The organism is Exiguobacterium sp. SH5S13, from assembly GCF_004337085.1.
GTDB classification, from domain to species: domain Bacteria; phylum Bacillota; class Bacilli; order Exiguobacteriales; family Exiguobacteriaceae; genus Exiguobacterium; species Exiguobacterium aurantiacum_A.
Genome location: NZ_SJUS01000005.1, coordinates 84,305 through 109,200 on the forward strand (window position 1 = coordinate 84,305; position 24,896 = coordinate 109,200).

At 47.5% G+C, this 24,896-nt stretch carries 27 protein-coding genes and 1 pseudogene; 9 read left to right on the plus strand and 19 right to left on the minus strand.

Annotated elements, in window-relative coordinates:
- Nucleotide 1: 1 nt before the first annotated feature.
- From EVJ30_RS04780 to EVJ30_RS04795, 4 genes are read right to left on the minus strand one after another with little or no spacing between them, the layout of a single operon-like run.
- A complete protein-coding gene (locus EVJ30_RS04780) occupies nt 2-1,276 on the minus strand; it encodes a TIGR02679 family protein (protein WP_131468213.1) in 1,275 nt (424 codons plus the stop codon).
- On the minus strand, nt 1,273-5,367 hold the full coding sequence (locus tag EVJ30_RS04785; protein WP_161568816.1) for a TIGR02680 family protein: 4,095 nt from the start codon (nt 5,365-5,367) through the stop codon (nt 1,273-1,275). Before EVJ30_RS04785 ends, EVJ30_RS04780 begins: the two co-directional genes overlap by 4 nt.
- Nucleotides 5,364-6,521, minus strand: a complete 1,158-nt coding sequence (locus EVJ30_RS04790) for a TIGR02678 family protein (protein WP_131468218.1) — start codon at nt 6,519-6,521, stop codon at nt 5,364-5,366. The genes EVJ30_RS04785 and EVJ30_RS04790 overlap by 4 nt, the downstream gene beginning before the upstream one ends.
- Entirely contained in the window at nt 6,518-7,993 is a 1,476-nt protein-coding gene (locus EVJ30_RS04795; protein WP_131468220.1) for a TIGR02677 family protein, read from the minus strand. The genes EVJ30_RS04790 and EVJ30_RS04795 overlap by 4 nt, the downstream gene beginning before the upstream one ends.
- Before the next feature lie 200 nt (nt 7,994-8,193).
- Here EVJ30_RS04795 and EVJ30_RS04800 point away from each other — a divergent pair, with 200 nt between their 5' ends.
- Both EVJ30_RS04800 and EVJ30_RS04805 read left to right on the plus strand, forming a co-directional pair.
- Entirely contained in the window at nt 8,194-8,508 is a 315-nt protein-coding gene (locus EVJ30_RS04800; protein ID WP_131468222.1) for a hypothetical protein, read from the plus strand.
- Between the two features lies 1 nt (nt 8,509).
- Nucleotides 8,510-8,857 (plus strand): type II toxin-antitoxin system RelE family toxin, encoded by a 348-nt coding sequence (locus tag EVJ30_RS04805; RefSeq protein WP_131468224.1) that lies wholly within the window; start codon nt 8,510-8,512, stop codon nt 8,855-8,857.
- 39 nt (nt 8,858-8,896) lie between these two features.
- Here the strand turns inward: EVJ30_RS04805 and EVJ30_RS15390 are convergent, their stop codons facing one another.
- Nucleotides 8,897-9,079 carry a DUF5692 family protein gene (locus EVJ30_RS15390; protein WP_255417718.1) on the minus strand — a complete coding sequence of 61 codons (183 nt, stop codon included), beginning with the start codon at nt 9,077-9,079 and terminating at the stop codon, nt 8,897-8,899.
- Nucleotides 9,080-9,101: 22 nt separating this feature from the next.
- Complete coding sequence (locus EVJ30_RS15395) at nt 9,102-9,332, minus strand: DUF5692 family protein (protein ID WP_370250777.1); 231 nt, start codon at nt 9,330-9,332, stop codon at nt 9,102-9,104.
- 242 nt (nt 9,333-9,574) lie between these two features.
- Here EVJ30_RS15395 and EVJ30_RS15335 point away from each other — a divergent pair, with 242 nt between their 5' ends.
- Both EVJ30_RS15335 and EVJ30_RS04815 read left to right on the plus strand, forming a co-directional pair.
- Nucleotides 9,575-9,799, plus strand: a complete 225-nt coding sequence (locus EVJ30_RS15335) for a helix-turn-helix domain-containing protein (RefSeq protein WP_236635987.1) — start codon at nt 9,575-9,577, stop codon at nt 9,797-9,799.
- A pseudogene (locus EVJ30_RS04815) lies at nt 9,717-10,166 on the plus strand (RNA-guided endonuclease TnpB family protein); the annotation flags it as partial. The gene EVJ30_RS15335 and the pseudogene EVJ30_RS04815, both read left to right, overlap by 83 nt.
- 52 nt (nt 10,167-10,218) lie before the next feature.
- On the opposite strand, the gene EVJ30_RS04820 reads toward EVJ30_RS04815, so the two are convergent.
- Both EVJ30_RS04820 and EVJ30_RS04825 read right to left on the minus strand, forming a co-directional pair.
- On the minus strand, nt 10,219-10,773 hold the full coding sequence (locus tag EVJ30_RS04820; RefSeq protein WP_236635988.1) for a DUF5692 family protein: 555 nt from the start codon (nt 10,771-10,773) through the stop codon (nt 10,219-10,221).
- Between the two features lie 66 nt (nt 10,774-10,839).
- Nucleotides 10,840-11,658, minus strand: coding sequence for a hypothetical protein (locus EVJ30_RS04825; protein ID WP_131468226.1), 819 nt, complete (start codon nt 11,656-11,658; stop codon nt 10,840-10,842).
- Nucleotides 11,659-11,814: 156 nt separating this feature from the next.
- Between EVJ30_RS04825 and EVJ30_RS04830 the strand changes: the two genes are divergently transcribed.
- A complete protein-coding gene (locus EVJ30_RS04830; RefSeq protein WP_131468228.1) occupies nt 11,815-12,411 on the plus strand; it encodes a TetR/AcrR family transcriptional regulator in 597 nt (198 codons plus the stop codon).
- 149 nt (nt 12,412-12,560) lie between these two features.
- Here EVJ30_RS04830 and EVJ30_RS04835 read toward each other — a convergent pair whose 3' ends face one another.
- The 4 genes from EVJ30_RS04835 to groES all read right to left on the minus strand — a co-directional run bounded on the left by EVJ30_RS04835 (nt 12,561) and on the right by groES (nt 16,359).
- Nucleotides 12,561-13,310 carry a hypothetical protein gene (locus EVJ30_RS04835; protein WP_131468230.1) on the minus strand — a complete coding sequence of 250 codons (750 nt, stop codon included), beginning with the start codon at nt 13,308-13,310 and terminating at the stop codon, nt 12,561-12,563.
- Complete coding sequence (locus tag EVJ30_RS04840) at nt 13,298-14,257, minus strand: hypothetical protein (RefSeq protein WP_131468232.1); 960 nt, start codon at nt 14,255-14,257, stop codon at nt 13,298-13,300. The genes EVJ30_RS04835 and EVJ30_RS04840 overlap by 13 nt, the downstream gene beginning before the upstream one ends.
- Before the next feature lie 134 nt (nt 14,258-14,391).
- Nucleotides 14,392-16,032 carry a chaperonin GroEL gene (gene groL, locus EVJ30_RS04845; RefSeq protein ID WP_131441534.1) on the minus strand — a complete coding sequence of 547 codons (1,641 nt, stop codon included), beginning with the start codon at nt 16,030-16,032 and terminating at the stop codon, nt 14,392-14,394.
- A gap of 42 nt (nt 16,033-16,074) precedes the next feature.
- Nucleotides 16,075-16,359: a co-chaperone GroES gene (gene groES / locus EVJ30_RS04850; RefSeq protein ID WP_016510840.1), complete on the minus strand. Its 285-nt coding sequence runs from the start codon at nt 16,357-16,359 to the stop codon at nt 16,075-16,077.
- A gap of 258 nt (nt 16,360-16,617) precedes the next feature.
- Between groES and EVJ30_RS04855 the strand changes: the two genes are divergently transcribed.
- Both EVJ30_RS04855 and EVJ30_RS04860 read left to right on the plus strand, forming a co-directional pair.
- A complete protein-coding gene (locus EVJ30_RS04855; protein WP_070329114.1) occupies nt 16,618-17,268 on the plus strand; it encodes a CPBP family intramembrane glutamic endopeptidase in 651 nt (216 codons plus the stop codon).
- 16 nt (nt 17,269-17,284) lie between these two features.
- A complete protein-coding gene (locus EVJ30_RS04860) occupies nt 17,285-17,494 on the plus strand; it encodes a YdiK family protein (protein WP_070329018.1) in 210 nt (69 codons plus the stop codon).
- Between the two features lie 13 nt (nt 17,495-17,507).
- Here EVJ30_RS04860 and EVJ30_RS04865 read toward each other — a convergent pair whose 3' ends face one another.
- Both EVJ30_RS04865 and EVJ30_RS04870 read right to left on the minus strand, forming a co-directional pair.
- Complete coding sequence (locus EVJ30_RS04865; protein WP_131458223.1) at nt 17,508-17,828, minus strand: hypothetical protein; 321 nt, start codon at nt 17,826-17,828, stop codon at nt 17,508-17,510.
- Nucleotides 17,829-18,080: 252 nt separating this feature from the next.
- Nucleotides 18,081-18,458: a hypothetical protein gene (locus tag EVJ30_RS04870; RefSeq protein WP_131468234.1), complete on the minus strand. Its 378-nt coding sequence runs from the start codon at nt 18,456-18,458 to the stop codon at nt 18,081-18,083.
- Between the two features lie 120 nt (nt 18,459-18,578).
- Between EVJ30_RS04870 and EVJ30_RS04875 the strand changes: the two genes are divergently transcribed.
- Nucleotides 18,579-18,857 carry a hypothetical protein gene (locus EVJ30_RS04875; RefSeq protein ID WP_131458219.1) on the plus strand — a complete coding sequence of 93 codons (279 nt, stop codon included), beginning with the start codon at nt 18,579-18,581 and terminating at the stop codon, nt 18,855-18,857.
- Nucleotides 18,858-18,912: 55 nt separating this feature from the next.
- Here EVJ30_RS04875 and EVJ30_RS04880 read toward each other — a convergent pair whose 3' ends face one another.
- Entirely contained in the window at nt 18,913-19,557 is a 645-nt protein-coding gene (locus EVJ30_RS04880) for a response regulator transcription factor (RefSeq protein WP_070329014.1), read from the minus strand.
- A gap of 207 nt (nt 19,558-19,764) precedes the next feature.
- Between EVJ30_RS04880 and EVJ30_RS04885 the strand changes: the two genes are divergently transcribed.
- Nucleotides 19,765-20,745: an arsenic resistance protein gene (locus tag EVJ30_RS04885; protein WP_070329013.1), complete on the plus strand. Its 981-nt coding sequence runs from the start codon at nt 19,765-19,767 to the stop codon at nt 20,743-20,745.
- Nucleotides 20,746-20,761: 16 nt separating this feature from the next.
- Here EVJ30_RS04885 and EVJ30_RS04890 read toward each other — a convergent pair whose 3' ends face one another.
- From EVJ30_RS04890 to EVJ30_RS04905, 4 genes are read right to left on the minus strand one after another with little or no spacing between them, the layout of a single operon-like run.
- Nucleotides 20,762-21,406, minus strand: a complete 645-nt coding sequence (locus EVJ30_RS04890) for a response regulator (RefSeq protein ID WP_070329012.1) — start codon at nt 21,404-21,406, stop codon at nt 20,762-20,764.
- Nucleotides 21,403-22,458: a sensor histidine kinase gene (locus EVJ30_RS04895; protein ID WP_083274130.1), complete on the minus strand. Its 1,056-nt coding sequence runs from the start codon at nt 22,456-22,458 to the stop codon at nt 21,403-21,405. The genes EVJ30_RS04890 and EVJ30_RS04895 overlap by 4 nt, the downstream gene beginning before the upstream one ends.
- On the minus strand, nt 22,455-23,486 hold the full coding sequence (locus EVJ30_RS04900; protein WP_070329011.1) for a cytochrome d ubiquinol oxidase subunit II: 1,032 nt from the start codon (nt 23,484-23,486) through the stop codon (nt 22,455-22,457). The genes EVJ30_RS04895 and EVJ30_RS04900 overlap by 4 nt, the downstream gene beginning before the upstream one ends.
- A complete protein-coding gene (locus EVJ30_RS04905) occupies nt 23,480-24,883 on the minus strand; it encodes a cytochrome ubiquinol oxidase subunit I (RefSeq protein WP_070329010.1) in 1,404 nt (467 codons plus the stop codon). Before EVJ30_RS04905 ends, EVJ30_RS04900 begins: the two co-directional genes overlap by 7 nt.
- Nucleotides 24,884-24,896: the final 13 nt, after the last annotated feature.

The following is a 24,896-nucleotide window of genomic DNA, read 5'->3' on the forward strand; positions in this document are numbered from 1 at the left end:
TTTACTCCTTCTTCATTTTTAGAGTGGATACCATATTTCCAATCAACGCCTCCTGATACCCCGCTCTCCTTCTCACTTTCATCTCTTCCACCACGTCTTCCAACTCAACAGCGGTCACCCGAGTCAACTTCACCAATCGCTCTGCGGACAACTCAACGCTCGGCTCAGACGCCACATAACTCTCCAAGTCCATGCACCAGTAATCCAACTTATCCCCGTAACGTTCTTTCAACCGTACCGCCATCTGCAAGCCTTCCGGATCAAAATCTCCGGCATACTTCAACTGGCAACCTGAAGAGACAAGTGCGTCCAACAACCGATAGGCCGCGAGTTTGAACTGTCCGTGGGTACAAACGAGCGGTGCATCCGGCACATCATCGAGTAAACTTGAGAACACTCCTGAGTTCTCAACAATCCACACCGTTTTCCCATGACTTGGATAAATCCGGTCAACGTTCAACAACTCCCGCATCGGTACGTTCAAGACACTGTGGGTCGCTCGTGCCCCTTGCCACATCGCATGTTCTACACCCTTACTGTCGGCCGATAAATTTGCACACGACACATAGTTCGTGATGTCGTCCCGAAGTAGTTTGTACTCAAGCAACAGTTCGTTCACCCGCTCCGTGTCGCTCGGTGGTGGACCACCTTGCCCACGTTTGACGTGCAGTGCGTGAATCAACAATCGCCCTAAATCGTTTGTCCGGTCGAACGCATGTGGATTCCCGACGATGCGTTGCCCAAACACCGGCAGCCGCTCGTAATCGAGCGGCAACCCGTCTAGTGCTTGCGTCAGGTGTCTACAGGACACCTCAAACTCATCCGTTCCAAGCATCCGATTGATCCAATGCGTATCGGCTGACTTTTGTTCGATGTGGATGAACCAATAGCCAAGCTGCGGGTACGTCAGCGCGAGCTCACGAAAACGTTCCGCTCTCTGTCCTTCGAGTTGGACAAGGGCTTCTTGTTTCGTTACGAGCGTCTCCCCGAAATACGCCTCGAGTAACTCGAGTAACGTCACCCCTTCAAACTTTGTCGTCTGCAGTTTTTTCTCGAACGCTCGAAGCGTCACCGTTTTCTTCAACCGGATCGTCGCAACGTCGTCTCCGAAGAAGCGGGCGATGGCTTCGAGTTCGTTGGCTTTAAACGATTGTATCGAAACCGATCCACCTATTTTCCCGAGCGAGGCATACTTGTTTCGGAACTGTTCAAACAGACGCAAGAATCCTGTCGATGTTTTAAAATAGTGTGCGGCTTCTTCGACTAGCATCTTCATTGGAGTGTCTCTTCTCTCGCGTGCCGTTTCTCCCCGTCCCACACGTAATGGAGGACGGTGACATAGTCCGCGTTTTTCGGGCGCAACAGCTCACAAATCGACAGCGACGAAATCGTATCGTAATCGCCCCACAGAATTTGTGAGTTCATGATGTAATCAAAGCCGAGCTGCTCAACAATCTCGAACATCTCACGGATGTTGTTCTCATCGACCCCGGCGAACGCCTCGTCGAGCGAAATGATATACGGCGCTATATCAGCCGCCTCTTGATAACGCGAGTAACACGCTGTGAAGAGAGGGATGTACATCGCCATCGCTTTCTCCCCGCCGCTGAACTTAAAGAAGTTGTTATTTGTTAGTTCACGCTTCGGTTCATTCGTCCGCTCGAAGTACAATACGAACGAGAACCATTTCCGATAATCGAGCACTTCACGAAGCACTTGCAGGAGCGTCTGTCCATCCCCGTCTTCTTTGATCATCTGCTTCGCTTTACTCAGTTTCGACCGGAAATGGGTCGTGATCCGCTCGAAGTCCTCGTCTTTCAACAGCTTCGCATCTTGTTTCAAAATATGGACCAAATCTTTCGTGTCGAGTTCTTCCTCACTCTCTGCCGTACGTGGCCACCATTTGATTGAGAACGTAAGGCCTGACGACGTGTTCCGACTCTCCATCAACGCGTTCATTTTCCCCGTCCATTCTTCGGCGCGACGGATCCGAGAGCGGAGCTTTGTCCCGACCGATTTGAACAGGATTTCTTCATACAGTTCTTTATCGTTCTCATTCAAAATGCTCTCTTGGCGTGCGAATTCCTCCTCGACCGTTCGCTTGACCGCCTGCGGGCTCGCTTGTTGGCCACGCAAGTCGAGCGAGATGATACGTCGGGCTGTTTTCTGTTGCCACGTTTCGACTTCTCGTCTGAAGCGGTCGTCAACGCCCTGCATCCACACTTCAAGTGGTAGCTCCTCGGTGAAGTTTCTCATTCGGTATTCCATCAAATCATTTTGTTGATCGATGAACGCTTTCGATAAAAGTTCGTCGGCTTTTGATGCGCTACTCGTAAGTCGTTTGCCATACTCTGCTTCAATCGAACGGGACAACGATTCGGGATCATCCCCGTCCACGTCGAGTGAGACAATTCCTCGTTTCCATTCCGCTTTGAGAGCCGTCTCCCACGCTTGCCGCATCTGTTTCGACAGCGTATGGTTATGCTGTTTCTCGTCTAGTTTATTGGCGTCCGCATCAAGTTGCGCTTGTCGAGTCGCGACGAGCTGTAGTGACTGGCTCCGTTCACGTTCAATTCTTGCCAACTCCGCTTGAACGTCTTGGATTTGTTGACGGATATCGTCGGCGCCTTCTTTCGCCAGTTGGTCCTCGATTTGAGCGATATTTTTTTGAACCCGTTCCATCCCGTCCTCGAGCTCGTTCAGTGCACCCATCAGTTCGATGATGTCTTCCTCTGCTTCCTCGATGGTCGCCTCGATCGTTGCGAGCCGTTTGTTCGACGCGACCGCATTGTCGTGCTCCCGATGCGTCTCGAGTAATAAATCTTTATAATTCACCATCGCCCGCTTCGCTTGCTCAAACACGGATTGCGTCTTTTCTAGTTCGAACGGCTCGGCCAATGTATATACTTCACGCTTCAACACGTTGAAACGCTCACTCGTCTGTTTCAACATGTCTTCAATCTGCCGGCAACGTCGCTCCAGGCTCTCGATCTCAAATCCGACCTTTTGAATCTCTTGATGGCTCATCCGCAGATCGCGGTCGGACGGAAACACGTTCCATGCCGCGTCGGCCAACTCGATTTGTTGGCGCAACTCCGCTTGCTCACCACGTAACGTCACGCGCTCGAGTTGAAGTTGTTCAATCTCATGCTTTAACTGTTCAATCTTCTCGTCCCGATAACGTTTCCGGGCAACGCGTCCGAGGAAACGGACGTGTTCGACCGGCACCGCATGTCCTTTCAATTGTCCGAGTCGATACGTCCCGTCTTCTCGGATCGACGTCTCACCGTCGCCAATGAGGACGCTGCGAAGCACGTCGTCGATCCGGTCTGAAGCAATCCCCGTATCCCCCGGGCTCGGCTTCAAATAATCGGCTAACGTGTGTGCCATCATCTGTGGCGCCGGCAACAAGACCCGGTCGTATGTGACATCCGCCTCGGTGATGAGGGCGTCTAACATCCCGCTGTCAATCAACGCCGCTTCGATCCGTTTTTGAATGTCTACATCCACCCCATCCACGAACTCGACGAGCGCATATAGTGGCGCGAAGACGACGCCGTCGGCCCGCATCTGGTCACGGTATGCTTTCGTCATCGGATTGATGGCTGGTTCGGGATCAGTCTTCGCTTTCCATTCAGAAAGCGTCGTCTCGACGGCTTGAATGTTTGTATTAATCGCCTGTTCGGCCGCTTTCTTCAAAGCAACTTTTTCACGCAGTCGGTTCTGATAACGGACCACATGTGGTTGAACGAGACGCAACGCATCCTCATACGTCGACGGGTCATAGTCGTTTCGAAGCGTGCGCTCGATGTGCCCGATCGTCTCTCCTTCGACGTCAAACTCAGGATGCTCCTCGGTCCAGCGATACACGTCTGCGAGATGACGCTCGAGGTCTTGTTCGAACGTCTTCTTCCAATCATTCTGTTCGTGCTTTTTCTGATCACGCGCTTGTTGCTCGTCGGCGAGTTGCTTGTTTTCCGTTTGGAGCTTCTGCTTCGTCTCTTCGAGCGCCCGCATCCCTTCTGCTACTTTGCTGAGGCGGTCCGTATGTTCGAACACTTCTTGTTTCCACGTCAGGAAGTCGAAGTCTTGATTCAAGCGTCGATAGTCGGAGACGTTCAACTCATGACGGTCGAACGCCGCCTGTTCCGCGTCGTACTCCATATCCTCGATCAGTCCGTCAATCGTTTGACGCGTGGCGCGATGGACCAACTGCTCTTCGTCTTGGCACTGTTTCGTATCATAGATTTTTTGAGCGGTCTTCGTTCGCCGCTCGTCTTGACGTTGATAATCAGCCGTGATGCGCTGTAACGTCTTCCCTTCTTTCTTCAACTCGTCTTCTAAGTTCCAAACTTTGTGGGACGCCAAACGTTGGCGCTGACGTTCGGCCGTCGCTTTGTCTTGCTCGAGTTGTTGAATCGATTGTTGCAACGTCTCGACCTCACGCGCCCTTGAGGCTTGGAGTTCACGTAAATCATGGAGTTCTTGTGTTTCTGTCGTCTCTCGTTCGGTCGCTGTCCGGTACTCGACGGCGAGGTCGGCCACGTGACGCTCGTTGTACGCATCGTACGTTCGACTCAACTTCTGCAACGCGATGAGCTCACGTTCGAGCTGCTCGAGTTGTTGCTTCGTCTGGTCCATCTGTTCGATTGTGTCGGACAAGTGGCGTAAGTCGTCATCTGACAACGGCGGCAACGCCGCCTCGAGAATCTCGTAGATGACGGTCGGGCGGAAGTCTTTCGACAGTTTCGGGCTCCGCAACTGGATGAGCAGCTTGATCAACTCTTCATAGGCGTCGATCGACTCAAAGCCGAAGACGTGTTTGTTGACGAGTTGCATATAGTCACCTTGCGTCGTCACGACTTTTCCGCCTTCCCCGATAACCCGTTCGAGTTCGACCCGCGAGTACGGGATCTTACTCGTCTGCGTCCCTTGGCGGTCGAGTTTATACAACTCGATATCGATGTTGATACGGCGATTGTCCGTGATGACAAACCCCCAGAATTTGAGTGGCTTCCCACGCTTTGCTTGGAGCCCGATCCCTGTCGTCACGTATTGATTCGTCTCGGCCTTCTTGTATTCGATGAACAAGTAGCCCGTCCGCTCTTCCCGGTCGACGACTTCTTTTTCACCGAGTAAGTAGTCTTCCATCTTGCGCGCTCTCGAACCGAACGGATCGAGCCGGTCCGGTGACTTCTTCCCGTCGAGTAACACGGGCAGGAAGCTCTGCATCGTCACGGATTTCCCTGACCCGTTACTGCCTCGAAGCAACAACTTCCCATCCGAGAAATCGAACGTCTCTTCTGTGTAATACCAAAAATTGAGCAAGCCTGCCCGATTCATTTGCCAGCGATTTTGCGCCCTCATTTGTTCGCCAACTCCTCTACGAATTTTTCTGGATAATACCCGACGGTGCGACCGAACCCGGACTGGATGACAAGGATCCCTGAATCGGTCTCCACGTATCCGAACTCCCATTCACGTAGGAGCGAAACGAGTTCTGCTGCTACTTTTTTCGGTGTATCTTCCCGGTACTGTTTCGCCCAGCCCGGTCCCCACTCAAGCTGGACCGCCTCAACGATTCGTTCAAATTCAAGCAACGTGATCCGGATCTCGCCCATCTCATTGATCGGTAGTTCACGTTTCCTGATATGGTCTGCCACATGCAAGGCGGCACCCGTGATCCCTTTTTGGTTTGGGAACAACGTGTAGCGTTGTTTTTGCTCGGGCAAGACGAGCATGGCCGCATTTTTGAATACTTCTAACCGGAACGGGGTGAACTTCTCGAACTCTTCCCCGAGCCGATTCCTGAAATTGCGGATATAGGCGAAGTCCGGGTCGTCTTTCGATTCTCGGTACACGATTGGAGAGAACATGAGCTTGCGGTACACTCGTTTCCGGCGCTCATCTTCTTTTTGACGACTCCACTCACTCGTTAAGATGTCTTGAATCGTCTCGTAGTTGAACAAGTCATCTGGATAAGACCGCATGAAGTAGCGTGCGTGGACGCTCACTTCATACAACACTTCTTCCGTCTCGCTCGTCGCGAACAAGTCGACATCCCCATCGACCGCTCGAATCAACTTCAGCTCATCGAGTTGTTTGAGCGCGCGGACGAGTGATTTGCGATGACGGTAGTTCGTCCAGTCGAGAGGCAAGTCGCCCGGGTACATCTCTTGAACGTCCTCCGTGATATGGGACAGCAAGAACTGCTCATCGACCGACTTGCTCTCCGTAAATGCTAGCGCACAACAGAAAATGGCGTAATCCATCGGTTCGGTGAACGCCTGGATGCCCATCCATGGCTTCGGGTCGACCGGGAGCTTCTCGAGTTTGATGAAATGTTGATGCACGATCAAATCGAAGCCGAACTTCTCTGTCACGTAACGCTTCAACTGATGTTCACGTTCACGGATTTTTTGGTAGACGAGCGGTTGCTCCGCCCGAAGCACCCAAAACTGTTCGAATAGAATCCCGAGCGCCTCAAGCATCCGTTCATCTACTTTTGCTTCCTCACTCATGACGTCACCTCCTCATCGATAAAGTGATACTCCACGTTCGGCATCTCAAGTGATCCGTCGGTCGCTCGCAGGATGACACGCTCTTCCTCGAGCGTCACCCGTACGCGTCGGCCATACTCCGTTTTGACGACCCGATCTTCCCGCACCATCGCTTTACCGAGCCACGACAATAACAGCTTCCGCACGTGCGGCTCGATGACCGGGAGCGCTTTGATCGAGATGACGCCCGCTTCGATGTATCGTTCGATCGCTTCTTTCTCTTCTTCAAGTTGCTTCAAATGAAGTTGGCGCATCTCCGCGATCTTCTCAGACCGGTCGATGATGGCACCGGCTTTGGTCGATTCTTTATATTTCGTCGTCCGTGGTTTCGTCTCGTGCCGCATCGGTGTCTCGTCCCAAATGTCGACGTACATGTCGTCGGTCGGGACTTCATCTCCGTACAAGTGTCGGGTGTGGAACACGCCGAACACGATCGAGGACAACTCATGGGCCGTTTCAATCGTATCGATCCCATCGAACCACTTTGCCAAATGTTCGTAATCACGGCGCCGGCTCCGGAACTGTTGATGCCGTTCGCTCATTCGTTGGACCATCCGGGTGATGCGGCGGATGGCTTCGTTCGTCCGTTCTTGCAGACGTTCAAACTCGCTCTCGCCATGCGTCGTCCCGAGGAACCACGCTCTCAAGTTACGCCATTTTTCGACTAAGTCGATCATCGGGTCCATGTCGTCTTCTTCGAACCGGAACGCCTGATGTTGGTGCCGGACAACTTGTTGGAAGAACGGCTCGAGCCGCTTCGTTGTAAGCGACGTCAGCAAATCCTGAATTTGCATCGCCGTCCTCTGCAAGGCGATAATGAAGTCGCGTAAATACGTCGTGAAGCGGTCCTTATAGACGAGGAACGCTTCCGTCTTCATCTTGTCAACGACTTTCTCACTATGGATGTAGGCGATATAGTCCGACGTGTTTTGCGTGATTTGGCGGAAGTAGAGCATTGCGTCTTCCCAAAGCTGGGCGCATTCAGCGTCGGACTGTCCGTTTGCTTTCTCGATGGCGTCGAGGACGTGATAGAGCCGCTCGAACTGCGTCTTCTCGAGTGAGCCGCCGAAACTGTCACCTAGTTGCTCGAGTTGGACCATCATCCGCTCGAACTCGACCGTGTATGGCGTACATTGATAACGGAAACTTTTCTTTTTGTATTCTTCAATCGTCTTCGCCTTCCGGTGTTCTTGACTCGCGATCAAATTGCCCCATTTGACGAGCGACTCCAAATCCTGATGCAACCCGTCCATCGTATATTCTTGAAATTCTATGTACTGACTTAAATACTCGTAAATCTCTTCCGGATATAAAAATTCACGCATCCGTTCATGTTGGATGTAGAAGTAACGTAAAATCGGACGGTAGCTCCACGCTTTTTCCGCCGTCAAATACGTGGCTTCTTTAATCTTCTTTTGTAGACCTGGTTGCATGCGGTTGCTCCTCTCAGCTTGTCTCCATGATTAAGCATAATACAGATCTGTGAGAGCGGAAATAGACAATTCCTATTTTTGGAAGGTCGTGAGTGATTTCGCAGAAAGTGTATTATTAATCATTTAATTAAACGATTAATAATACGCATTTTATGGTATAGTATATGTAACGTAAAACGTTGTGAAGGAGGCTCATGAAGATGGGAACACTAAAAGAAAAATCAGCTGTGACATTGACGGCTGACCAAATCATTCCAACGACAACTGTTGCCCGGTCTTTTAAAAAAGTTCGTGAAAAAGCACAAGCTGTCCCTTTGTTCGTGACAAATGCACAAGGGGAAATTGATACTGTGCTCGTTGGATTTAACCAATTTGAAGAAATGACTGAATTGATTCAGCAACAAGCTGCTCTTCTTGAAGAACTAGAACTACTCTCTCGTTTGAACGACGCCGCTCAACATCCAGATGAATTTGTAGATGCAGACGACGTATTCAAGGAATTAGGCATCGAGTAATATGTTCAAAGTCGAATTTCATAGAAAAGCCGTCAAAGAACTCAAAAAACTAGATGCACAGATTATCCGAATCATTAAACAGGACATCGATCAAAAATTGAAAATCGATCCCCTTGGTTACGGGGAACCACTCCGTGGCAAATTAACTGGGTGTTATAAATTAAAGTATAAATCTATGAACCTTCGTCTCGTTTATACCGTCAAACAAGATCAGTTGACGATTATGCAAATTACAGAAGAGGATGAACTTGAAGGTGTTGTTCGTATCTTGTCCATCGGAGAACGCACACGAGAAAAAGTATATAAAGAAGCAGAACTACGAAAAGCCCAAGAAGAATCCGACGTGTGATTCTTCCTGGGCTTTTTTTAATCAATGGATACGAATCACTTAAGCACTCAATCCATTATCTTCCATGATTTCTTTATACGCTTTTGTATCCACGTATATCTCATCCTTAAGCGGATTGAGCTTCAACTTGCGAATACGGTAAAACTGATAAGCGACTAATGCAATATTAGCTAACAAGGACACTAAACTGACGATGAAAAACGCTCTTGGGTCATGGGTCATGTGTCGAGGCTACAGGTGCAAGTCAATCTGCAAATGAAGGAACGGTCATAATAAACATAATCCATAGAGCTAGCGTATGAGCCCGATGTTGTAGCCACGCGCCTTTTTTGATGAAGAAGGAAGGAATCGTACAGGCTAGTAACAGCGCAAATCCAGCGTAAAACGAATGATCTGAAATACAGTTATAGACGTACGCGAAGTTCCATAAATCATATGCGATAATCCAAGGCCAAATCATATCTGGCCAAATCATATCTTTTGATTTGTCATTAGAAATTTTAACATAATTAAGCGAGAATTCTCCCACCTCTAAGCGTCTGGGGCGAAGCCCAGCGTAGGTGGGAGATGAATCGCCCGTACATAAACTTCTTGGCCACCCCTGTGACAGATATGACGAACAGAAGTTCGTGATTCCGTCAGATTTCCCTTCCCCCGTCGCGGGTATCGGATGAGGAAGGCGTTCATCACGATCATCGGCCGAGAGGAGGGGGAGACATGCTGAATGGCTACAAATACCGGCTCCACCCGACGTCGGAACAGGCCGATTTCCTGGTCAGGACGATCGGCTGTGCCCGGTTCATCTACAACAAGCTGCTCGAGGACCGCATCGCCATCCACGAGGAGGCGAAGGCTGAGACGGGCGCAGCGCTCGCTCTCCCGCAAGAAGCCCGGCAGCCGGAACCGCGAGAAGGCGCGGCTCCTATTGGCCAAAAAGCATGAAAAGGTACGGAACCGCCGACATGACTTCCTCCACAAGCTGTCGCGACGCATCGTCGACGAGAACCAAGTCGTCGTGGTCGAGACGCTGAAGCCGAGGGAGATGATGCAGGACCGCCGCCTGGCAAAATCGATCGGGGACGCCGGATGGGGCGAGTTCGTCCGCCAGCTCGCCTACAAATGCAGGTTCCACGGCCGCACACTGATCCAGGCCGACCCGTGGTTCGCCTCGACCCAGGTTTGTTCGGCCTGTGGCGAGAACGATGGCAAGAAGGACCTGCACGTCCGCGAGTGGACATGCGCCGTATGCGGCACGCACCATGACCGCGACGTCAACGCGAGCCTCAACCTGTTGGGTCTCGCCGACTGAAACACTCCAGGGCAGGGACTGCCCGACGAGCTTGGTCCACAACCGTGGCTGGTCAAAGCACGGTCTTCCCAAGAAGCTCCCACTTCAAGTTGCGAAGCAAATAAGTGGTGAGTAGTTCACTGCCGACCCATCCACAGATCGCAATGATATTTAGTAACCCCGCTATTCCATTCATAATATTCCATGGCCCTGACATTACCCAGAGGTTATCTATATATGCGCCATCCCAGGCACCATACATATAAACTTGAAAATCACGAATACATGCCTCTAAAATATTGAGCGCTAAAATTCCCGGTGGAAACCATAGGACCCACTTCTTCTTCGCGATCGACGGGTAATAACGAATGGCCATGAAGCCAAGACATCCCGCCAAAGCAGAATACGTTTTGACCCAGTTAAACCAAGTACCTGTTCCATACTCATTACCCGGGGCCGCTGTTGTTGGCCAAACAAAAATCGTTAATATTACAGGAAGGATTAGAAATAAGGCAATTCCACCCCATTTTGTAGTTCGGCTGAATTCATTAAAAGCCATTAGTGCAAACAGGACAAAGATCCATATTCCCCATCCCATAACGTCTGTTGATTCGTATAACAAACCCATGACGGCGCCTTCTGAAACTCTTTTAGTTTGCTCACTATTGAACAAGTATGTGTAACAAAAAACGACTTATGCCGACTTCAACCGTTTAAAACTATATTGTGCTTTGTTATTGTGCAACTGCCACATATGCCAGAATACATAAGGAACGATAATTACAAAGTTAATGATTCCCCATACGCTCAATACTTGTGGGTTAAACCATGAAGTGGAATCCATGACCTTTGGAAACACATCAAAACAAGCTCTTAACAATAAATGTGCCGCTAGCGTATATATACGAGCCGTAATGTATAATTCAGGACGTTTTTTCATAACCGGGTACAACTCGGCTGCTAATAAAATACATAAAGAACTAGCGAAGTACATTGGAGATTCGGCATACACAAAACAAGCGTTCCATGACGTATAAATGAAGTTCCAAGATCCTGTCGTATAGGCAACCAAATCTGCCGAAGAGTTTTTTAGGATTTTCCAGTATTTTGGTGCGAACGGAATTGTCACACATAGAAGGAATCCACAAGCGGCATTAAAATAGTTTTCAAGAGTTATGTCCTTAATCGTCGCTTCTGCAATGTTGAGGAACAGAATGGCGTAAAAGAACCACAAGAAATCATCTTTTTTCAGAAAGTCCCAGATAGGACCTTTCTTATCTTCCTGCACGGCAATTCTAGAAAATCCAACGATGATTGTCGGAATGATGACACTTAATATTTTTACCCAACGAAACCATCCGTCTACGTTTCCCATTAACCACAACGGAAACGTTAACAGGGAAGCGAGCCAAAAGTATGCAGAAAGCTTGTAGTGCTTACGAAAGAAGACAATTACACCTAACAGAAGCGCGAAATAGATTGGCATAGATATTACATGCGGCCAAATAACCATGTTTTCACCTCATTCTTGGATTTAACAAACCGAACGTTCGTTATGTTTTTAGTGTATACCCGGCAAATCGAATAGTCAATGTGAAATAATTCACAATAATGAATTTAAGTTATTTCTCTTGCTATGTTATTCTTAATTTTGTAAGGAGGATTCATTATGAAGGTAGATGGCAAATCAAGAATACTTGCTGCGGCAAGAACAGTAATCAGTCGGCACGGATCTAATCGGGCGACAGTAAGAGCGATTGCAGAGGAAGCTGGCATGAGCACAGGGGCAATTTATCATTATTACAAAAATAAAGATGACATTTTATATGATCTTCTAGATGAAAGTCTTTCCGATTCTACACGGATTGCAAAAGGAATTGCTAAGCAAGAGTTAGGAAAAGACAAGGTGAAGAAAGAAATTTTGCAAAAGACGGAAGAACGCTTTAAAAAAGATGCGGAAAATCGTCTGCAATACCATTTCGCACACGAAATACTATTAGGAAATCAGGAATTACAGCTAAAATTCAAACAAAAATATAAAGAATGGACTTTCCGCATTGAAGAAATCTTAATCAATGTATACGGACTTGAAGATACACGATTGAATCAAGCATTAACCTCATGGTTATTAGGGGCCATTGATGGCGTGATCCTCCAGTACCTTCTAGACGTTAACGATAACGATGTTGAAGATATGATGGAGGTTTTCGAATTGTTATTAGAAAAAGGACTACCACCATTTATTCAACTTCTTAACGATAAGTAAATGAAATGAGTTCGGTACGATACCGGGCTCATTTTTAAATTGTTCGACGATTTGTCAAATGAAGCGCAACACTTCCTCAGCTACATTAACCATATACTCCAGCTCTGCAGCAAAATAATAGGGATACCGTTTGAATTACGGCACCCCTGTTATTTCGTTCGATACACTTGGTCTAACACTTCGATGATTTCAGCCGACGTAATCGGCAATTTTAACGATTTAGGGTCGGTCGGTTCTTTACGATATAATGCCATAAACTGATTCATATCTTCTTGAATGCGGGGTGGCAACTCACATACTTCATTGCTGATGAGTAGGGATGCCAATCGCGTCACATCATTTTTATGTTTCTTAATATCCCGTGAAGATAAAGATGGATTGTGTCTCTTACGTTCAGTCAAATCGAGCCAAGCTTTTGCCTTGAAGGGAATCAAATAACGTTCAGATAATACGACGACACCATCAATCGTTTTACGTCCCTCTACGAGCATGTGATAATAGTCTTCGTCGAGCAAAATCGCAGATAAGCTTGAGACAGTATCGTTGATCGGTAGTGGTGTCAGATGATTGGGGGTATTTAATTCAAATGGAGATCGACTGAATAACTCAATCATATAAGGAAAATGATTAGTTTGTGGCTTATCAAAACGATAAAACTGCGGGGTACCTGTGCTTTTTGCAGTATGTTCATACTTTCCATCACGGATAAATGACCAAAACTGCTCTCCAAACTCTGGCGTCAACGCTTCAACTATCAACACCATGTCCAAATCTTTTGTCGCTCGGAACGAGGATCCGTCTTCTTCCGAGAAAATAACGTCACAGGCAGCACCACCAATTAGAACGTAGTGGTCTTTATACTCCTTGAAATATTGTTTGAACGTTTCTAATCCTTCCATCCCTGCAACACCCTTTCCATTAATCGCTCGATTTCAATTCCAATCCGAGGATCTTCTTTCTCATAATCAGACAACGATAAAATGACAGATAAAGGATCCATGTGTCGCCCTTCATTTAACTCTAAGCGATATTTCACAATCTGCACTACACATGCAGGATCTTCATCGGACCGGACCGTCTTCATTTCTTTCAATAAAAGTGCTTTTTCTTCTTCACGTGTGATCGCATAAATTGGATAGTCAGGTCCGTTTAACATCGTATACTCACTGAATGCGGATAAACCACTTGTCATGAGTGTATTGGGTTGAATCTTTTTCTCTAATCGATAGTCACGGACCACCGGGTTAAATAAATACGGATAAAATGTGTCCCAAAACGTGTGTGTGTCTTCTTTTCTAGAAAAAACTCGTTCTTTACCATCTCGATATACAAGTGGTGAATCAATTCCCTCTAACTCATCAAATATACGTGAAACCGTCATCTTAGAGACACCTAACTGAATCGCCACCTCAGCTAGAGTCAGTCTTGTCCAATTCTTATAAATACTGAGCAAGATAAAACGTTGAGTTTGAAGTGAAACCTTCGTCACTTCCGATAATTCACGGAGATGAGACTTGTGCAGTAGAATTCCCATAAACGGCATATAGATCTGTTGCTCATTCAGAATAAAAGGAATTCCTTTTGCTGTCATCTGGTTCACTTTATACGTAGACAACGTGTTAAAACCAAAAACAACTGGTGTATTCGTCATTTTGCTCAATTTTTTAAAATGTTTTTCAAGTGTTATGACACTCACATTTGTTCGAGGAAGTGCAAACAGAATAGATTGACCCTGAATGATCCATTGACGAAACTTATACGCATTGTTTATTGAAAGAGGCAATTGCAACTGCTTCTCTGTTTCTTTTACGTCGACATGCATCGTTTCTTCGACATAAGATTTCATCGGGGAATCCTCCTTAACATGTTTTTTTTAATCATAACATAATTTATGTTAAGGTTTAAAAATTTATGTTAAAGACAAAATAAAAACCACCCATCAGCTTTCGCTGATGAATGGTTCCGGTTAAAGCGTATGACTTACATCATTCCGCCCATTCCACCCATGCCGCCCATGTCAGGCATGCCGCCGCCAGCGCCTGCTGGTTCTGGCTTGTCTGCGATGACCGCTTCTGTAGTGAGGAACATGGCCGAGACTGACGCTGCGTTTTGAAGCGCTGAGCGCGTCACTTTCGCCGGATCGACGATACCGTATGCGATCATGTCGACGTACTCGCCAGTCGCGGCGTTGTAGCCGATACCGACCGATTCGTTCTTGAGCTTCTCGACGATGACCGAACCTTCTTCACCCGCGTTTTCCGCGATTTGACGGACCGGTGACTCAAGCGCACGGAGGACGAGTTTGACACCTGTCGCCTCATCCGCTGTCACTTCAGAAAGAAGTGCGCGAACCGCTGGGATGACGTTGATGTAGGCTGTACCGCCACCTGCGACGATGCCTTCTTCGACCGCTGCACGTGTCGCATTGAGCGCGTCTTCGATGCGAAGCTTGCGCTCTTTGAGTTCTGTTTCTGTCGCTGCGCCAACTTTGACGACGGCTACGCCGCCTGCGAGTTTCGCGAGACGCTCTTGAAGCTTCTCACGGTCGAAGTCAGACGATGTCTCTTCGATTTGGTTACGGATCGTTTGAACGCGCGATTTGATCGTCGCTTCATCGCCAGCACCTTCAACAATCGTTGTCGTGTCTTTCGTGACGACGACTTTCGATGCACGTCCGAGCTGTTGGAGTGACGCCGACTTGAGCTCGAGACCGAGGTCTTCTGTGATGACTTGGCCGCCTGTGAGCGTCGCAAGGTCTTCGAGCATCGCTTTACGACGGTCGCCGAATCCTGGTGCTTTGACCGCGACTGCGTTGAACGTACCACGGAGCTTGTTCAAGACGAGTGTCGCGAGCGCATCGCCTTCGATGTCTTCAGCGACGATCAAGATCGGTTTCCCTTGTTGCACGACTTGCTCGAGCACTGGGATGATCTCTTGGATGTTCGAGATCTTCTTATCTGTGATCAAGATGAACGGGTTGTCGAGTACCGCTTCCATCTTGTCTGAGTCTGAGATCATGTATGGTGATAAGTATCCGCGGTCGAACTGCATGCCTTCAACGACGTCGAGTTCCGTCGTGAAGCCGCGTGACTCTTCGATCGTGATGACGCCATCGTTGCCGACACGTTCCATCGCTTCAGCGATCAATTCGCCGACTTCTTCGTCAGCAGCTGAGATGGCCGCAACTTGCGCGATCGCTTCTTTCGACTCGATCGGTTTCGAGATGGCTTTGAGTTCTTCGAGCGCACGGCGAACCGCTTTGTCGATGCCTTTACGAAGGATCATCGGGTTCGCGCCCGCTGTTACGTTCTTCAGACCTTCACGGATCATCGCTTGAGCGAGGACTGTCGCTGTCGTCGTACCGTCCCCTGCGACTTCGTTCGTCTTCGACGCGACTTCCGCGACGAGCTTCGCGCCCATGTTTTCAAAGTGGTCTTCGAGTTCGATTTCTTTCGCGATCGTCACACCGTCATTCGTGATGAGTGGTGAGCCGAACTTCTTCTCAAGGACGACGTTACGTCCTTTCGGTCCGATCGTTACTTTTACCGCGTCAGCGAGTGCGTCGACGCCGCGAAGCATTGCGTGACGTGCGTCTTCTGAGAATTTGATTTCTTTTGCCATTGTTCATTTCCCCCTAAAAAAAGTTTTGAAGAATGGTGAGTCTTAGCCTACGATTGCTAGAATGTCGCTCTCACGAACGATTAAGTATTCTTTTCCATCATGCTTCACTTCGGTACCCGCGTATTTCGAGTAGATGACCAAATCATTTTCTTTGACGTCGAGAGCGATCCGCTCGCCTTGGTCTGTCACACGGCCTGTGCCGACTGCGAGGACCTTCCCTTGTTGCGGCTTTTCTTTCGCCGTGTCAGGAAGCACGATGCCTCCGATCGTCTTTTCTTCTTTCTCCACGACTTCGATGATAACGCGATCTCCTAGTGGTTTTAACATTGAAAAAACCTCCTCCGAATATGAATGATGTATCGTTGTATCGTAAGTTTTAGCACTCATCAAAATGGAGTGCTAACACTGTTTAGTGTAGTATGAGACGATGAAAAATGCAAGCGGGAACATCGGAAAATGCTTCCACTCGCGGTCAAGAGACCTTATTTGTTACAATGGTCAAAAGGAACGCTTAACTCTTGTGAATAAGGAAGTGTTGAATTGGCCACATTAAACTCAAACCAATCGATAAATACCCGGTTTTCGATGGCGCCTAACATTCGGATCCGGCACATCATCCCAATTCTCCTCTACGCGTTCGTGCAGTTCTTCCCGCTGCTCATTAGTGGAGTCCGTCCCGAGTGGATCACCCCGCTGTCGACCGGCCTTTGGTTCGCAATCGGCTTCAGTTTAACGATTGTCATCTCGTTCTTCTTGCTTTGGCCGGACTTGAAGCTGTATAAGCAACAAGGCATCCAGTCGAACTTGAACGACACGGTCAAATGGATCGGGCTCGGGATTTTGATGCAGTACGGGCTCGTCATCGTCGCCAACCTGATTGAGACCGCGATATCAGGTGATCTCGTAGGGTCACAAAACACCGAGCAAATCGCTGATATCGTCCGTCTCGTCCCAGTCATGACGCTCTCAGTCGTCTTGCTCGGACCGATCATGGAAGAGATTTTGTTCCGCCACATCCTGTTCGGGAACTTGAGCGCCCGCTTCGGGTTTTGGATCGCGTTTGCGGTCAGTTCACTCTTGTTCGCACTCATCCACGGCGACAACAAGATCCTTGTCTATGTGGCGATGAGCTTCGCCTTCACGGTCGCTTACGCTAAGACGCGTCGCTTGATCGTCCCGATCGCGATTCACGCGTTCAACAATGCGCTCGTCATGGTCGTACTATTTTTAATGTAGAAATGAGGTGGCACATATGCCGCGACACTTAAAAGTCATGTTTTTGTTCAGTCTCTCATTCGGGATTCTGTTTACGGTCCTCGCCTACTACTCGGTGCAGGAGTATGGCTTCAGCTTCTGGACGTACTTCATCATCGCCGTAGCCGCTTACGACTTCTTCAAGGTGTACCAAATCTTGACGCTCGCTCGGAAAGAGAAAAAAGACGGGTCAGACAAATCTGCATAACGAAAGCCCGGGCTTAGGAGCTCGGGCTTTTCTTCATGTAAACAATATTTGTCGTATCAATCATTTCATCGAGTATGGCGCGTCGAAGCAAAAGACCCCGTCGTACCATCACCAGTCCGACGATGACGTACAGCGTATCAAGTAACGGAACGGTCATCTCATCAAAGAACCAGACGACGACAAAAAATACGAAAATCGTCACGAACGAGAGCGACGACACCAACTTCGAATCGACCGTCCGTTGTAGCGATATGATTGTCTCGGCGTCGAGCCGTTCGAGTTGCTCATGATAATACGTGTGCACGACAACACCGAACGCTGTCCACGTGATCATGATGAACTCCCCATTCCACCATCCCAATACAAATACGATTGCGTTAAAGAGCAGAAACGCAAACAATATTTTTTCCCTCATTAAGTCCCTCCTCACGATACAGACGTCCTTCCGTTCTTCATTATAAAGTGAAATGAAATAAGAGCTTTCTTACAACTCGCACTCGATCTCACGATGGAGCGGCGTCGAATGTCCGCTTCAGCCTATTGTCGTACCCGTTCTGTCATCTCGTCTTTGTCACAGCTAGATGCCTTACCTCTCATCCTGCTCCTGTTCAACCGCTTGCTCATACATATGTATCTCATTCATCAAGAACAGTCCTTTTGTCGCAAACAAATACGTCAACGCGGTCAGTGCGAGCTGTTGTGTCGATTGCGTCACGCGCGTCGCACCAAACCCGATTAAGAAGATCACAATGAACACGATGATTGCGACAAGCCATGTCTTCTCACTCGAACGCCAAAACAAACGTTCTCTGATCGAGGTCGGATACTGCCCGACTTTTCGTCGGTGCCACCGATAAAACAGCACACTCGCGATGAGAAACAACAGATACGAGGACACACCGAATAGAACCGCTGCGGCCACTAAACCAACACTCACCGCTACTGCCATGTTACGTCCGCTCATCATTTCCCCTCCTCTGTTCAATCTATACGAAGAAAAATGATCAAAGTTTCATTCACTTTTGAAAAAGACGTCAATCTACGTTATATTTGATAGACGGACTATCAAATAAGGAGAGATACGATGAAGAAAGCACTTCTCGCGATGGTCGCTTCCCTATTTCTCGTCGCCTGTTCAAACGCAGACGACCTGTCAACATACGAAGAGTATAGCGTGCTCGAAGAGACGATTGATGTCGCACAATATGAACCGAAAGTCGAGACAGACAACGACGGCAACCGCGTCATTCTGTTCTATGAAGATGAACGTGTGGCGTATAAAAGCGTCTATATGAAAGACGAGCGTCATTTGAAAGTCATCAGCACAGGCGCTGAAGCCCCGCTCTATAACAATGTCCTCTGATCGACGCTCTCATTCGTGAGAGTGTCGTGTTTGTTTAGACTGTTAATTCGACGATTTATTCGTCCATCAGTCGATTTTTCAAGACATACTGGACGAGCTCATGTCGATGATTGAGTTGCAGCTTTTGCATGATTCGCCCTCGGTGATTCTCAACCGTCTTCGGACTGATGTTTAACCGCTCCCCAATCTCCGAAAGAGAGTAGCCAAGGGCAGTACAACGAGCGATCTCCTCTTCACGACGTGATAAAATCGATGCATCTTTCTTCTTGCTTTGCTGAATCATGCCACGAATAACCTCATCCTTCAAATAAGTACGATACACACGCCGTCCTTTTGCCACACTTCGGATTGCTTCCACCATTTCATCGGGATCCGTGTTTTTTGACAAAAATCCACGCACACCAATTTCTAACGCCCGCTTCACGTAAGCCTCCTCATCATGCATCGTCAACAGAATGATTTCTCCATCCGGATGTTCGTTCTGCAAAGCAGTAGCGGTCAAAAACCCATCCAACCCTGCAGGCATCGTAATATCCAGCAACGTGACGGTCGGCCTTTTTTGAATCGCCAATCGGATTGCTTCTGCCCCGTCTGCGGCTTCACCGACGACGTTGATCCCATGTGCAGTCTGTAACATTAACTTGAGCCCTCGTCGAACGAGCGCATGGTCATCTACGATTAACACCGTTATTGCTTCCATGACTCCTCCTTCTCCCTAGATTAACCGTTCCCGATGTAGGGAATTCCCCTCAACTTCTAACTATGATTCATTGATATAAAGCCATTCTTTGTCGTTTCCTTGTTTTTCATCAGTTGACTTCAGATACCCTAAATCGTATATTTCAGTTTATCAAAACCCACGTCAGTTAGCGATAAATTCTCTAACGACGGACAAGGAGATGTTTGTATGCGTAATCTATATGTACTCCCCCAAAAATTTTTGACACTCAGCGTCCCAATTGTCCTGTTTCTCGGCTTCACCATCGGTAGCCTCATCGATACGAGAGCGTTGCAGCCTTTTATTTTGATTGCGACCATCCTCATGATTTATGCGACGATGGTAGGTTTCAAATGGAGCGAGCTCACATCACGACGAGGGAATAACGTCGTCGGTTACTCCCTACTCTTAAACTTTATCGTAATCCCAGCCATCGCGTATGTCATCGGACACACGTTGCTAGTAGACGAGCCTCTCTTGTTTGCAGGTCTTGCCTTGTCGGCTCTATTACCCACAAGCGGAATGACGATTTCTTGGACGATGCTTCAAAAAGGCAACGTCTCTGTCGCCATCAAGCTGACGATTATCGGTCTTTTAGTCGGTTCCTTGTTAACCCCTTGGTACTTATATGGCATGGTCGGACAGCTCGTGGAGATCAATCTTCTTGCCACGTTTCAAACAATTGTTCTTATCATCCTCGTCCCGATGATTCTTGGTCAAGTCACTTATGTCTTGATTTTGCACTGGACCGATGAACAGACATTTAAACGCACAATTAAGCCGAATTTCGCCCCTCTCAGTGTATGGTCGATGTTATTTGTCGTATTTGCGAGCGTCAGTATGCGTGCCACAACGATTTTGGAAAATCCTGCTCTTTTAGTTCAGGCACTCGGCGCACTCATTCTATTCTACGGACTGAATTACGTGATCAGCACATGGGTCGCCGTGAAGCGATTGAGCCGAGCCGATGGCATCGCTCTCGTCAACGGGACCGTGTTACGAAATTTATCGATTTCAATCGGTCTCGCCGCAACCTCGTTCGGTGCGGAGGCGGCACTTCTCGTCACATTGGCTTTTATCGTTCAACAGCAATCCATTCCGCTTTACAGTTCCATCGCACTAAACAGATGGTTCAAAGATTCGACAGAAAAAAAGGAGATGATTTCCTGACCATTACTTCATTTAATCAAAGGTCAATCATTCGATTCTTGATTGCAAACTGCACGAGCTCGTGCCGATGTCGGATTTGAAGTTTGTTCATGACTCTCCCTTTGTGGTTCTCCACTGTTTTCGAGCTAATATTTAACTGCCTGCCAATCTCGATATTGCTGTATCCGAGAGACGAGAGCCGAACGATTTCTAGCTCTCGTCTCGTCAGAACAGATTGCTCTGATGACTTTGATTGGTTGAACATCTGCTTTAATACTTCTTCTGGGGCAAGTCCCCTATAAAAACGGTTCCCTTGATGGACTTGTCTGATTCCTTCTACAAGACGTCCCGGGTCACTGTTTTTTGACATATATCCGGGAACACCAAGCTCGATCGCACGTCTGATGTAGGCCTCTTCGTCGTGCATCGTCAAAAATATGACTTTCACTTCAGGTGCTTCCTCTTTTAGTGCCTGGAATACTAAAAATCCATCTAGTCCGCTACCCATTGTGATATCAAGAAGAACAATGTCGGGACTGAACTGAATTGCTGATTGAATCGCCTTCGTCCCGTCTTCTGCTTCTCCGACCACATCGATTTCTTCATACGACCGAAACATTAATCGGAGTCCTTTCCGGACGAGTTCATGGTCGTCCACAATCAACACTCTTATGCGATTCATAATGTACGCCTCTCGATCGGCACCGATACCGCAATCTCTGTTCCATGCCCTGGAATGCTCACTAATGTAAATGTGCCATTTAGCGCCTTTGAACGTTCTTCCATGTGACGCAGTCCTAGACCACTTATATACGCAGTATCTTTTGTATCGAAACCCTTACCATCATCTTTTACCAACAAATTAATCCATCCATCCTGTTCAAACACTTTGATTTCAACCGTCTTCGCATCCGCATATTTCACACAGTTCACAAGTGCTTCTTGCACGATTCGGTAAAGGTTAATCTCGATGATGTTATCGTAGCGTCGATTCGTAAAAGTTTGTAATCGAAAGTCTGTATACTTATATTGCGTCATAAAACTATCGACCAATACGTTCAAGGCAGATACAAGGCCAAATCGATCGATTTCAATCGGTCTCAGCTGGCGAGAATAATTTTTGACATTATCGATGAGGCGCGCCACCTCGTCAAGTACAGAGGCGATATAAGCACGTCGCTCAGGGTCTTGGACATCTGCCCGTAATGACCCCAAAGCTAATGAAATCGTGAATAATGACTGACCTACGCCGTCATGAAGTTCTTTCGCAAGACGCTCGTGCTCTTCCTCTCTTGCACGAATTAACTCCCTCATCATCCGCTCTCTCATTTCGTGTGCTTCGCGCTTTCTTCGCTCTGTCAAATCTCTCAAGACAAGTACATATGCCATCGTTCCAGTTAGAGGATCTTCTAAAATCTGAGCTGTACTCATTTCTACATCTAACATTTTCCCCGAATATATTGGCATCTCTGATGTCAGATATGGTGACTGTTTATGCTCCATCAGGTAACAGCGCTGTTCACCTGCCACCACTTCTCTATTTTGACAAAAAGAGCAATAAGGTACATCTTCTCCAACCACCCAGCCAGTGAGCATCGAGGCGGCTTCATTCATTTCTAAAATAATGCGACTAGCATCCATTACAATGATCCCATCTTTTATAACGTCAAATATTTGTCTCTCTAGTCTTTTCAATCTGTTATCACCGAACAAGAGGTGCTCCTCTCCACTCATGCTTTTCCACCTCGATTCATTCCCTTCACGTAAGTTTGGTCAAACAAGAACAAACGAAGCAACAAATATAAAGCAGGAACAAGTAAGGCGAGACCTGCGATAAATGCAATAATTAATGTGACCGCCATCGCTTCATTGACCACACCGTCTTGAATATTTATATATGGATACAAGATGTAAGGGAGATGCGTGGCTCCATATCCAAACCATGCCGCAGCATACTGTGCCATGACCGCTAAAAAACCAAGACCATACTTTTTTCTTGAAAAACTAAAATAAAGGGCGGCCAAGAAAAAGATGAAGCTCGCGAGAAATGCAATCCCATTCGTATCCATAATCTGTTCGAAGTGCCAAGGTGCATGGGACTTCAATCCGATGAACACAAAAACAGAAGCGATTATTGTCGGAATGCTCCAAAGTTTAGCCCAGCCACGCACTAAATTCTCCACTTCTACATTCTCTGCGCGATGCGCATAATAGAGTAAGAACATAGAGCTGATGTAAAGAACCGATACAACGGCCATTAAAACGACAGACCAAGAATAAAGGCTTGTGAATAACTCGATTGGTTTAAACACGACCTGGTTTTCTACTTCTTCAATAAACCCACCTTGACTGACCGTTAAAACGGTCGACATCGCGGCCGGGATAAACAGCCCCGTCGCGCCATATAAAAACACATAGAGTGTACTTTCTTTTGAACCATAATTCGCAAACGCATAAAAGCTACCTCTTACCGCCAAAAGAATTAACACAATCGAAGCCGGTACTAAGAGGGCGCTACCATAATAATAAGCCGTATCCGGAAAAAAACCGACAATCCCAACGAAAAAGAAAACGAAGAAGACATTCGTCACTTCCCATGTCGGAGAGAGATAACGTTGAATCAATGTATTGACTTGTTTTTCTCGATTCTTGATTTTGCTGTAGAAGGCGAAGAACCCTGCCCCAAAATCAATCGAAGCCACAATCAAATATCCATATAGAAACGTCCACAGCACTGTAATTCCAATCATTTCAATCATGATGAGGTCCCCCCTTCATTTGATGATTCCTCAAAGAAAGATTCACCCGTCTTCTCGTTCCGGTCTAATTCTTTTTGAATCGGGTTCTTTTTGAACATCTTAATCAAAACAGAAACTGTAACGGTACCTAATATGGCATAAAGAATCAAGAATAGGATAAACATCCAGCCGACCGAACTAGAAGTTGTCGCCGCTTCACCTGTACGCATGAGCCCGTATAGAATCCATGGCTGTCTTCCGATCTCAGCAAAGAACCAACCTAACTCAATTGCGAGCATAGAGAGCGGTCCACCTATCAAAATTGCACGGAGCATCCAAGGGTGAAACGAATCAAGACGACGAATATAATTCCCGAGCACGAATAGAAACGCAATCAAAGCAAGGAGCATTCCGATTCCGACCATTCCATCGAATAAGTAGTGGACGTATAAAGGAGGCTGATCTTCAATAGAAAACTCGTCGAGACCAGTCACTTCGTAGCTTGGAAGTCCTCCTGCTAAAATGGACAAGGCGTAAGGGACCTTGATCGCACCACGGACTTCATATCCACCTTCCCCATCTTGCTCTAACCACCCTCCAAGAATCAGTTCCGCCTCAGAGGAAGTCTCAAAATGCCATTCTGCCGCTGCGAGTTTTTCTGGTTGATATTTTGCTAAGTATTTTCCAGAGAAGTCACCAATAATCGCCGTCGCCATAGCAAAAATTAAAGCGACAGTCATCGTCAATCGAAGCGCACGACGATGATAGTGAACCCCTTCATGAGATAAGTCGTTACGGCGCAACAGATGAAACGCTGCGATAGAAGCAAGAACAAAAGCGGCTGTAAGGATAGCCGATGTGATGACATGCGCCATCTTCGTCGGCATCGCCGGATTAAAAATTGCTTCAATCGGATTGACATTCGCTAGCTTACCGTCGACTAAGTCAAACCCGATCGGTTGATTCATGAATGCATTTGTCGCAGTAATAAAAAAAGCTGACATGATTGCCCCAAAGGCGACCGGTATCCCTAGCAATAGATGATACCATGGGTTTTTAAAACGCCCCCATGTATACAGATAGATCCCTAAAAAGATTGCCTCAAAAAAGAAGGCGAATGTTTCCATGAAAAGGGGCAGGGCAACCGTCTGACCAGCTAAACGCATGAAGCTTGGCCATAGAAGAGAAAGTTGAAGGCCGATTGCTGTTCCTGTAACGACGCCTACCGCCACTGTCACGACATATCCTCGTGACCAACGTCTTGCGAGCAATAAATACTTTTCATCACTCCGACGAATCCCGATAAATTCTGCCAACAAAATCAACAAAGGAATCCCTACACCGAGTGTCGCGAAGATTACGTGGAACCCGAGCGTCAATCCAGTTAAAGACCGACTCATGAAAACCGGATCGTTGAACATATTTCATACTCCC

Excerpts from the sequence above, each read along its gene's own strand:
- EVJ30_RS04820 (WP_236635988.1), bottom strand. The coding sequence starts at position 10,773 with ATGGGTTTGTTATACGAATCAACAGACGTTATGGGATGGGGAATATGG.
- EVJ30_RS04905 (WP_070329010.1), bottom strand. The coding sequence starts at position 24,883 with ATGTTCAACGATCCGGTTTTCATGAGTCGGTCTTTAACTGGATTGACG.
- EVJ30_RS15335 (WP_236635987.1), top strand. The coding sequence starts at position 9,575 with ATGCTGAATGGCTACAAATACCGGCTCCACCCGACGTCGGAACAGGCC.
- EVJ30_RS04885 (WP_070329013.1), top strand. The coding sequence starts at position 19,765 with ATGCGTAATCTATATGTACTCCCCCAAAAATTTTTGACACTCAGCGTC.
- EVJ30_RS04865 (WP_131458223.1), bottom strand. The coding sequence starts at position 17,828 with ATGATCACGTGGACAGCGTTCGGTGTTGTCGTGCACACGTATTATCAT.
- EVJ30_RS04860 (WP_070329018.1), top strand. The coding sequence starts at position 17,285 with ATGCCGCGACACTTAAAAGTCATGTTTTTGTTCAGTCTCTCATTCGGG.
- EVJ30_RS04840 (WP_131468232.1), bottom strand. The coding sequence starts at position 14,257 with ATGAAATCTTATGTCGAAGAAACGATGCATGTCGACGTAAAAGAAACA.
- EVJ30_RS04880 (WP_070329014.1), bottom strand. The coding sequence starts at position 19,557 with ATGGAAGCAATAACGGTGTTAATCGTAGATGACCATGCGCTCGTTCGA.
- EVJ30_RS04855 (WP_070329114.1), top strand. The coding sequence starts at position 16,618 with ATGGCGCCTAACATTCGGATCCGGCACATCATCCCAATTCTCCTCTAC.
- EVJ30_RS04790 (WP_131468218.1), bottom strand. The coding sequence starts at position 6,521 with ATGAGTGAGGAAGCAAAAGTAGATGAACGGATGCTTGAGGCGCTCGGG.
- EVJ30_RS04825 (WP_131468226.1), bottom strand. The coding sequence starts at position 11,658 with ATGGTTATTTGGCCGCATGTAATATCTATGCCAATCTATTTCGCGCTT.
- groL (WP_131441534.1), bottom strand. The coding sequence starts at position 16,032 with ATGGCAAAAGAAATCAAATTCTCAGAAGACGCACGTCACGCAATGCTT.
- EVJ30_RS04795 (WP_131468220.1), bottom strand. The coding sequence starts at position 7,993 with ATGCAACCAGGTCTACAAAAGAAGATTAAAGAAGCCACGTATTTGACG.
- EVJ30_RS04895 (WP_083274130.1), bottom strand. The coding sequence starts at position 22,458 with ATGAGTGGAGAGGAGCACCTCTTGTTCGGTGATAACAGATTGAAAAGA.
- EVJ30_RS04800 (WP_131468222.1), top strand. The coding sequence starts at position 8,194 with ATGGGAACACTAAAAGAAAAATCAGCTGTGACATTGACGGCTGACCAA.
- EVJ30_RS04870 (WP_131468234.1), bottom strand. The coding sequence starts at position 18,458 with ATGAGCGGACGTAACATGGCAGTAGCGGTGAGTGTTGGTTTAGTGGCC.
- EVJ30_RS04830 (WP_131468228.1), top strand. The coding sequence starts at position 11,815 with ATGAAGGTAGATGGCAAATCAAGAATACTTGCTGCGGCAAGAACAGTA.
- EVJ30_RS15395 (WP_370250777.1), bottom strand. The coding sequence starts at position 9,332 with ATGATTTGGCCAGATATGATTTGGCCTTGGATTATCGCATATGATTTA.
- EVJ30_RS04875 (WP_131458219.1), top strand. The coding sequence starts at position 18,579 with ATGAAGAAAGCACTTCTCGCGATGGTCGCTTCCCTATTTCTCGTCGCC.
- EVJ30_RS04890 (WP_070329012.1), bottom strand. The coding sequence starts at position 21,406 with ATGAATCGCATAAGAGTGTTGATTGTGGACGACCATGAACTCGTCCGG.
- groES (WP_016510840.1), bottom strand. The coding sequence starts at position 16,359 with ATGTTAAAACCACTAGGAGATCGCGTTATCATCGAAGTCGTGGAGAAA.
- EVJ30_RS04835 (WP_131468230.1), bottom strand. The coding sequence starts at position 13,310 with ATGGAAGGATTAGAAACGTTCAAACAATATTTCAAGGAGTATAAAGAC.
- EVJ30_RS04805 (WP_131468224.1), top strand. The coding sequence starts at position 8,510 with ATGTTCAAAGTCGAATTTCATAGAAAAGCCGTCAAAGAACTCAAAAAA.
- EVJ30_RS15390 (WP_255417718.1), bottom strand. The coding sequence starts at position 9,079 with ATGACCCATGACCCAAGAGCGTTTTTCATCGTCAGTTTAGTGTCCTTG.
- EVJ30_RS04780 (WP_131468213.1), bottom strand. The coding sequence starts at position 1,276 with ATGAAGATGCTAGTCGAAGAAGCCGCACACTATTTTAAAACATCGACA.
- EVJ30_RS04785 (WP_161568816.1), bottom strand. The coding sequence starts at position 5,367 with ATGAGGGCGCAAAATCGCTGGCAAATGAATCGGGCAGGCTTGCTCAAT.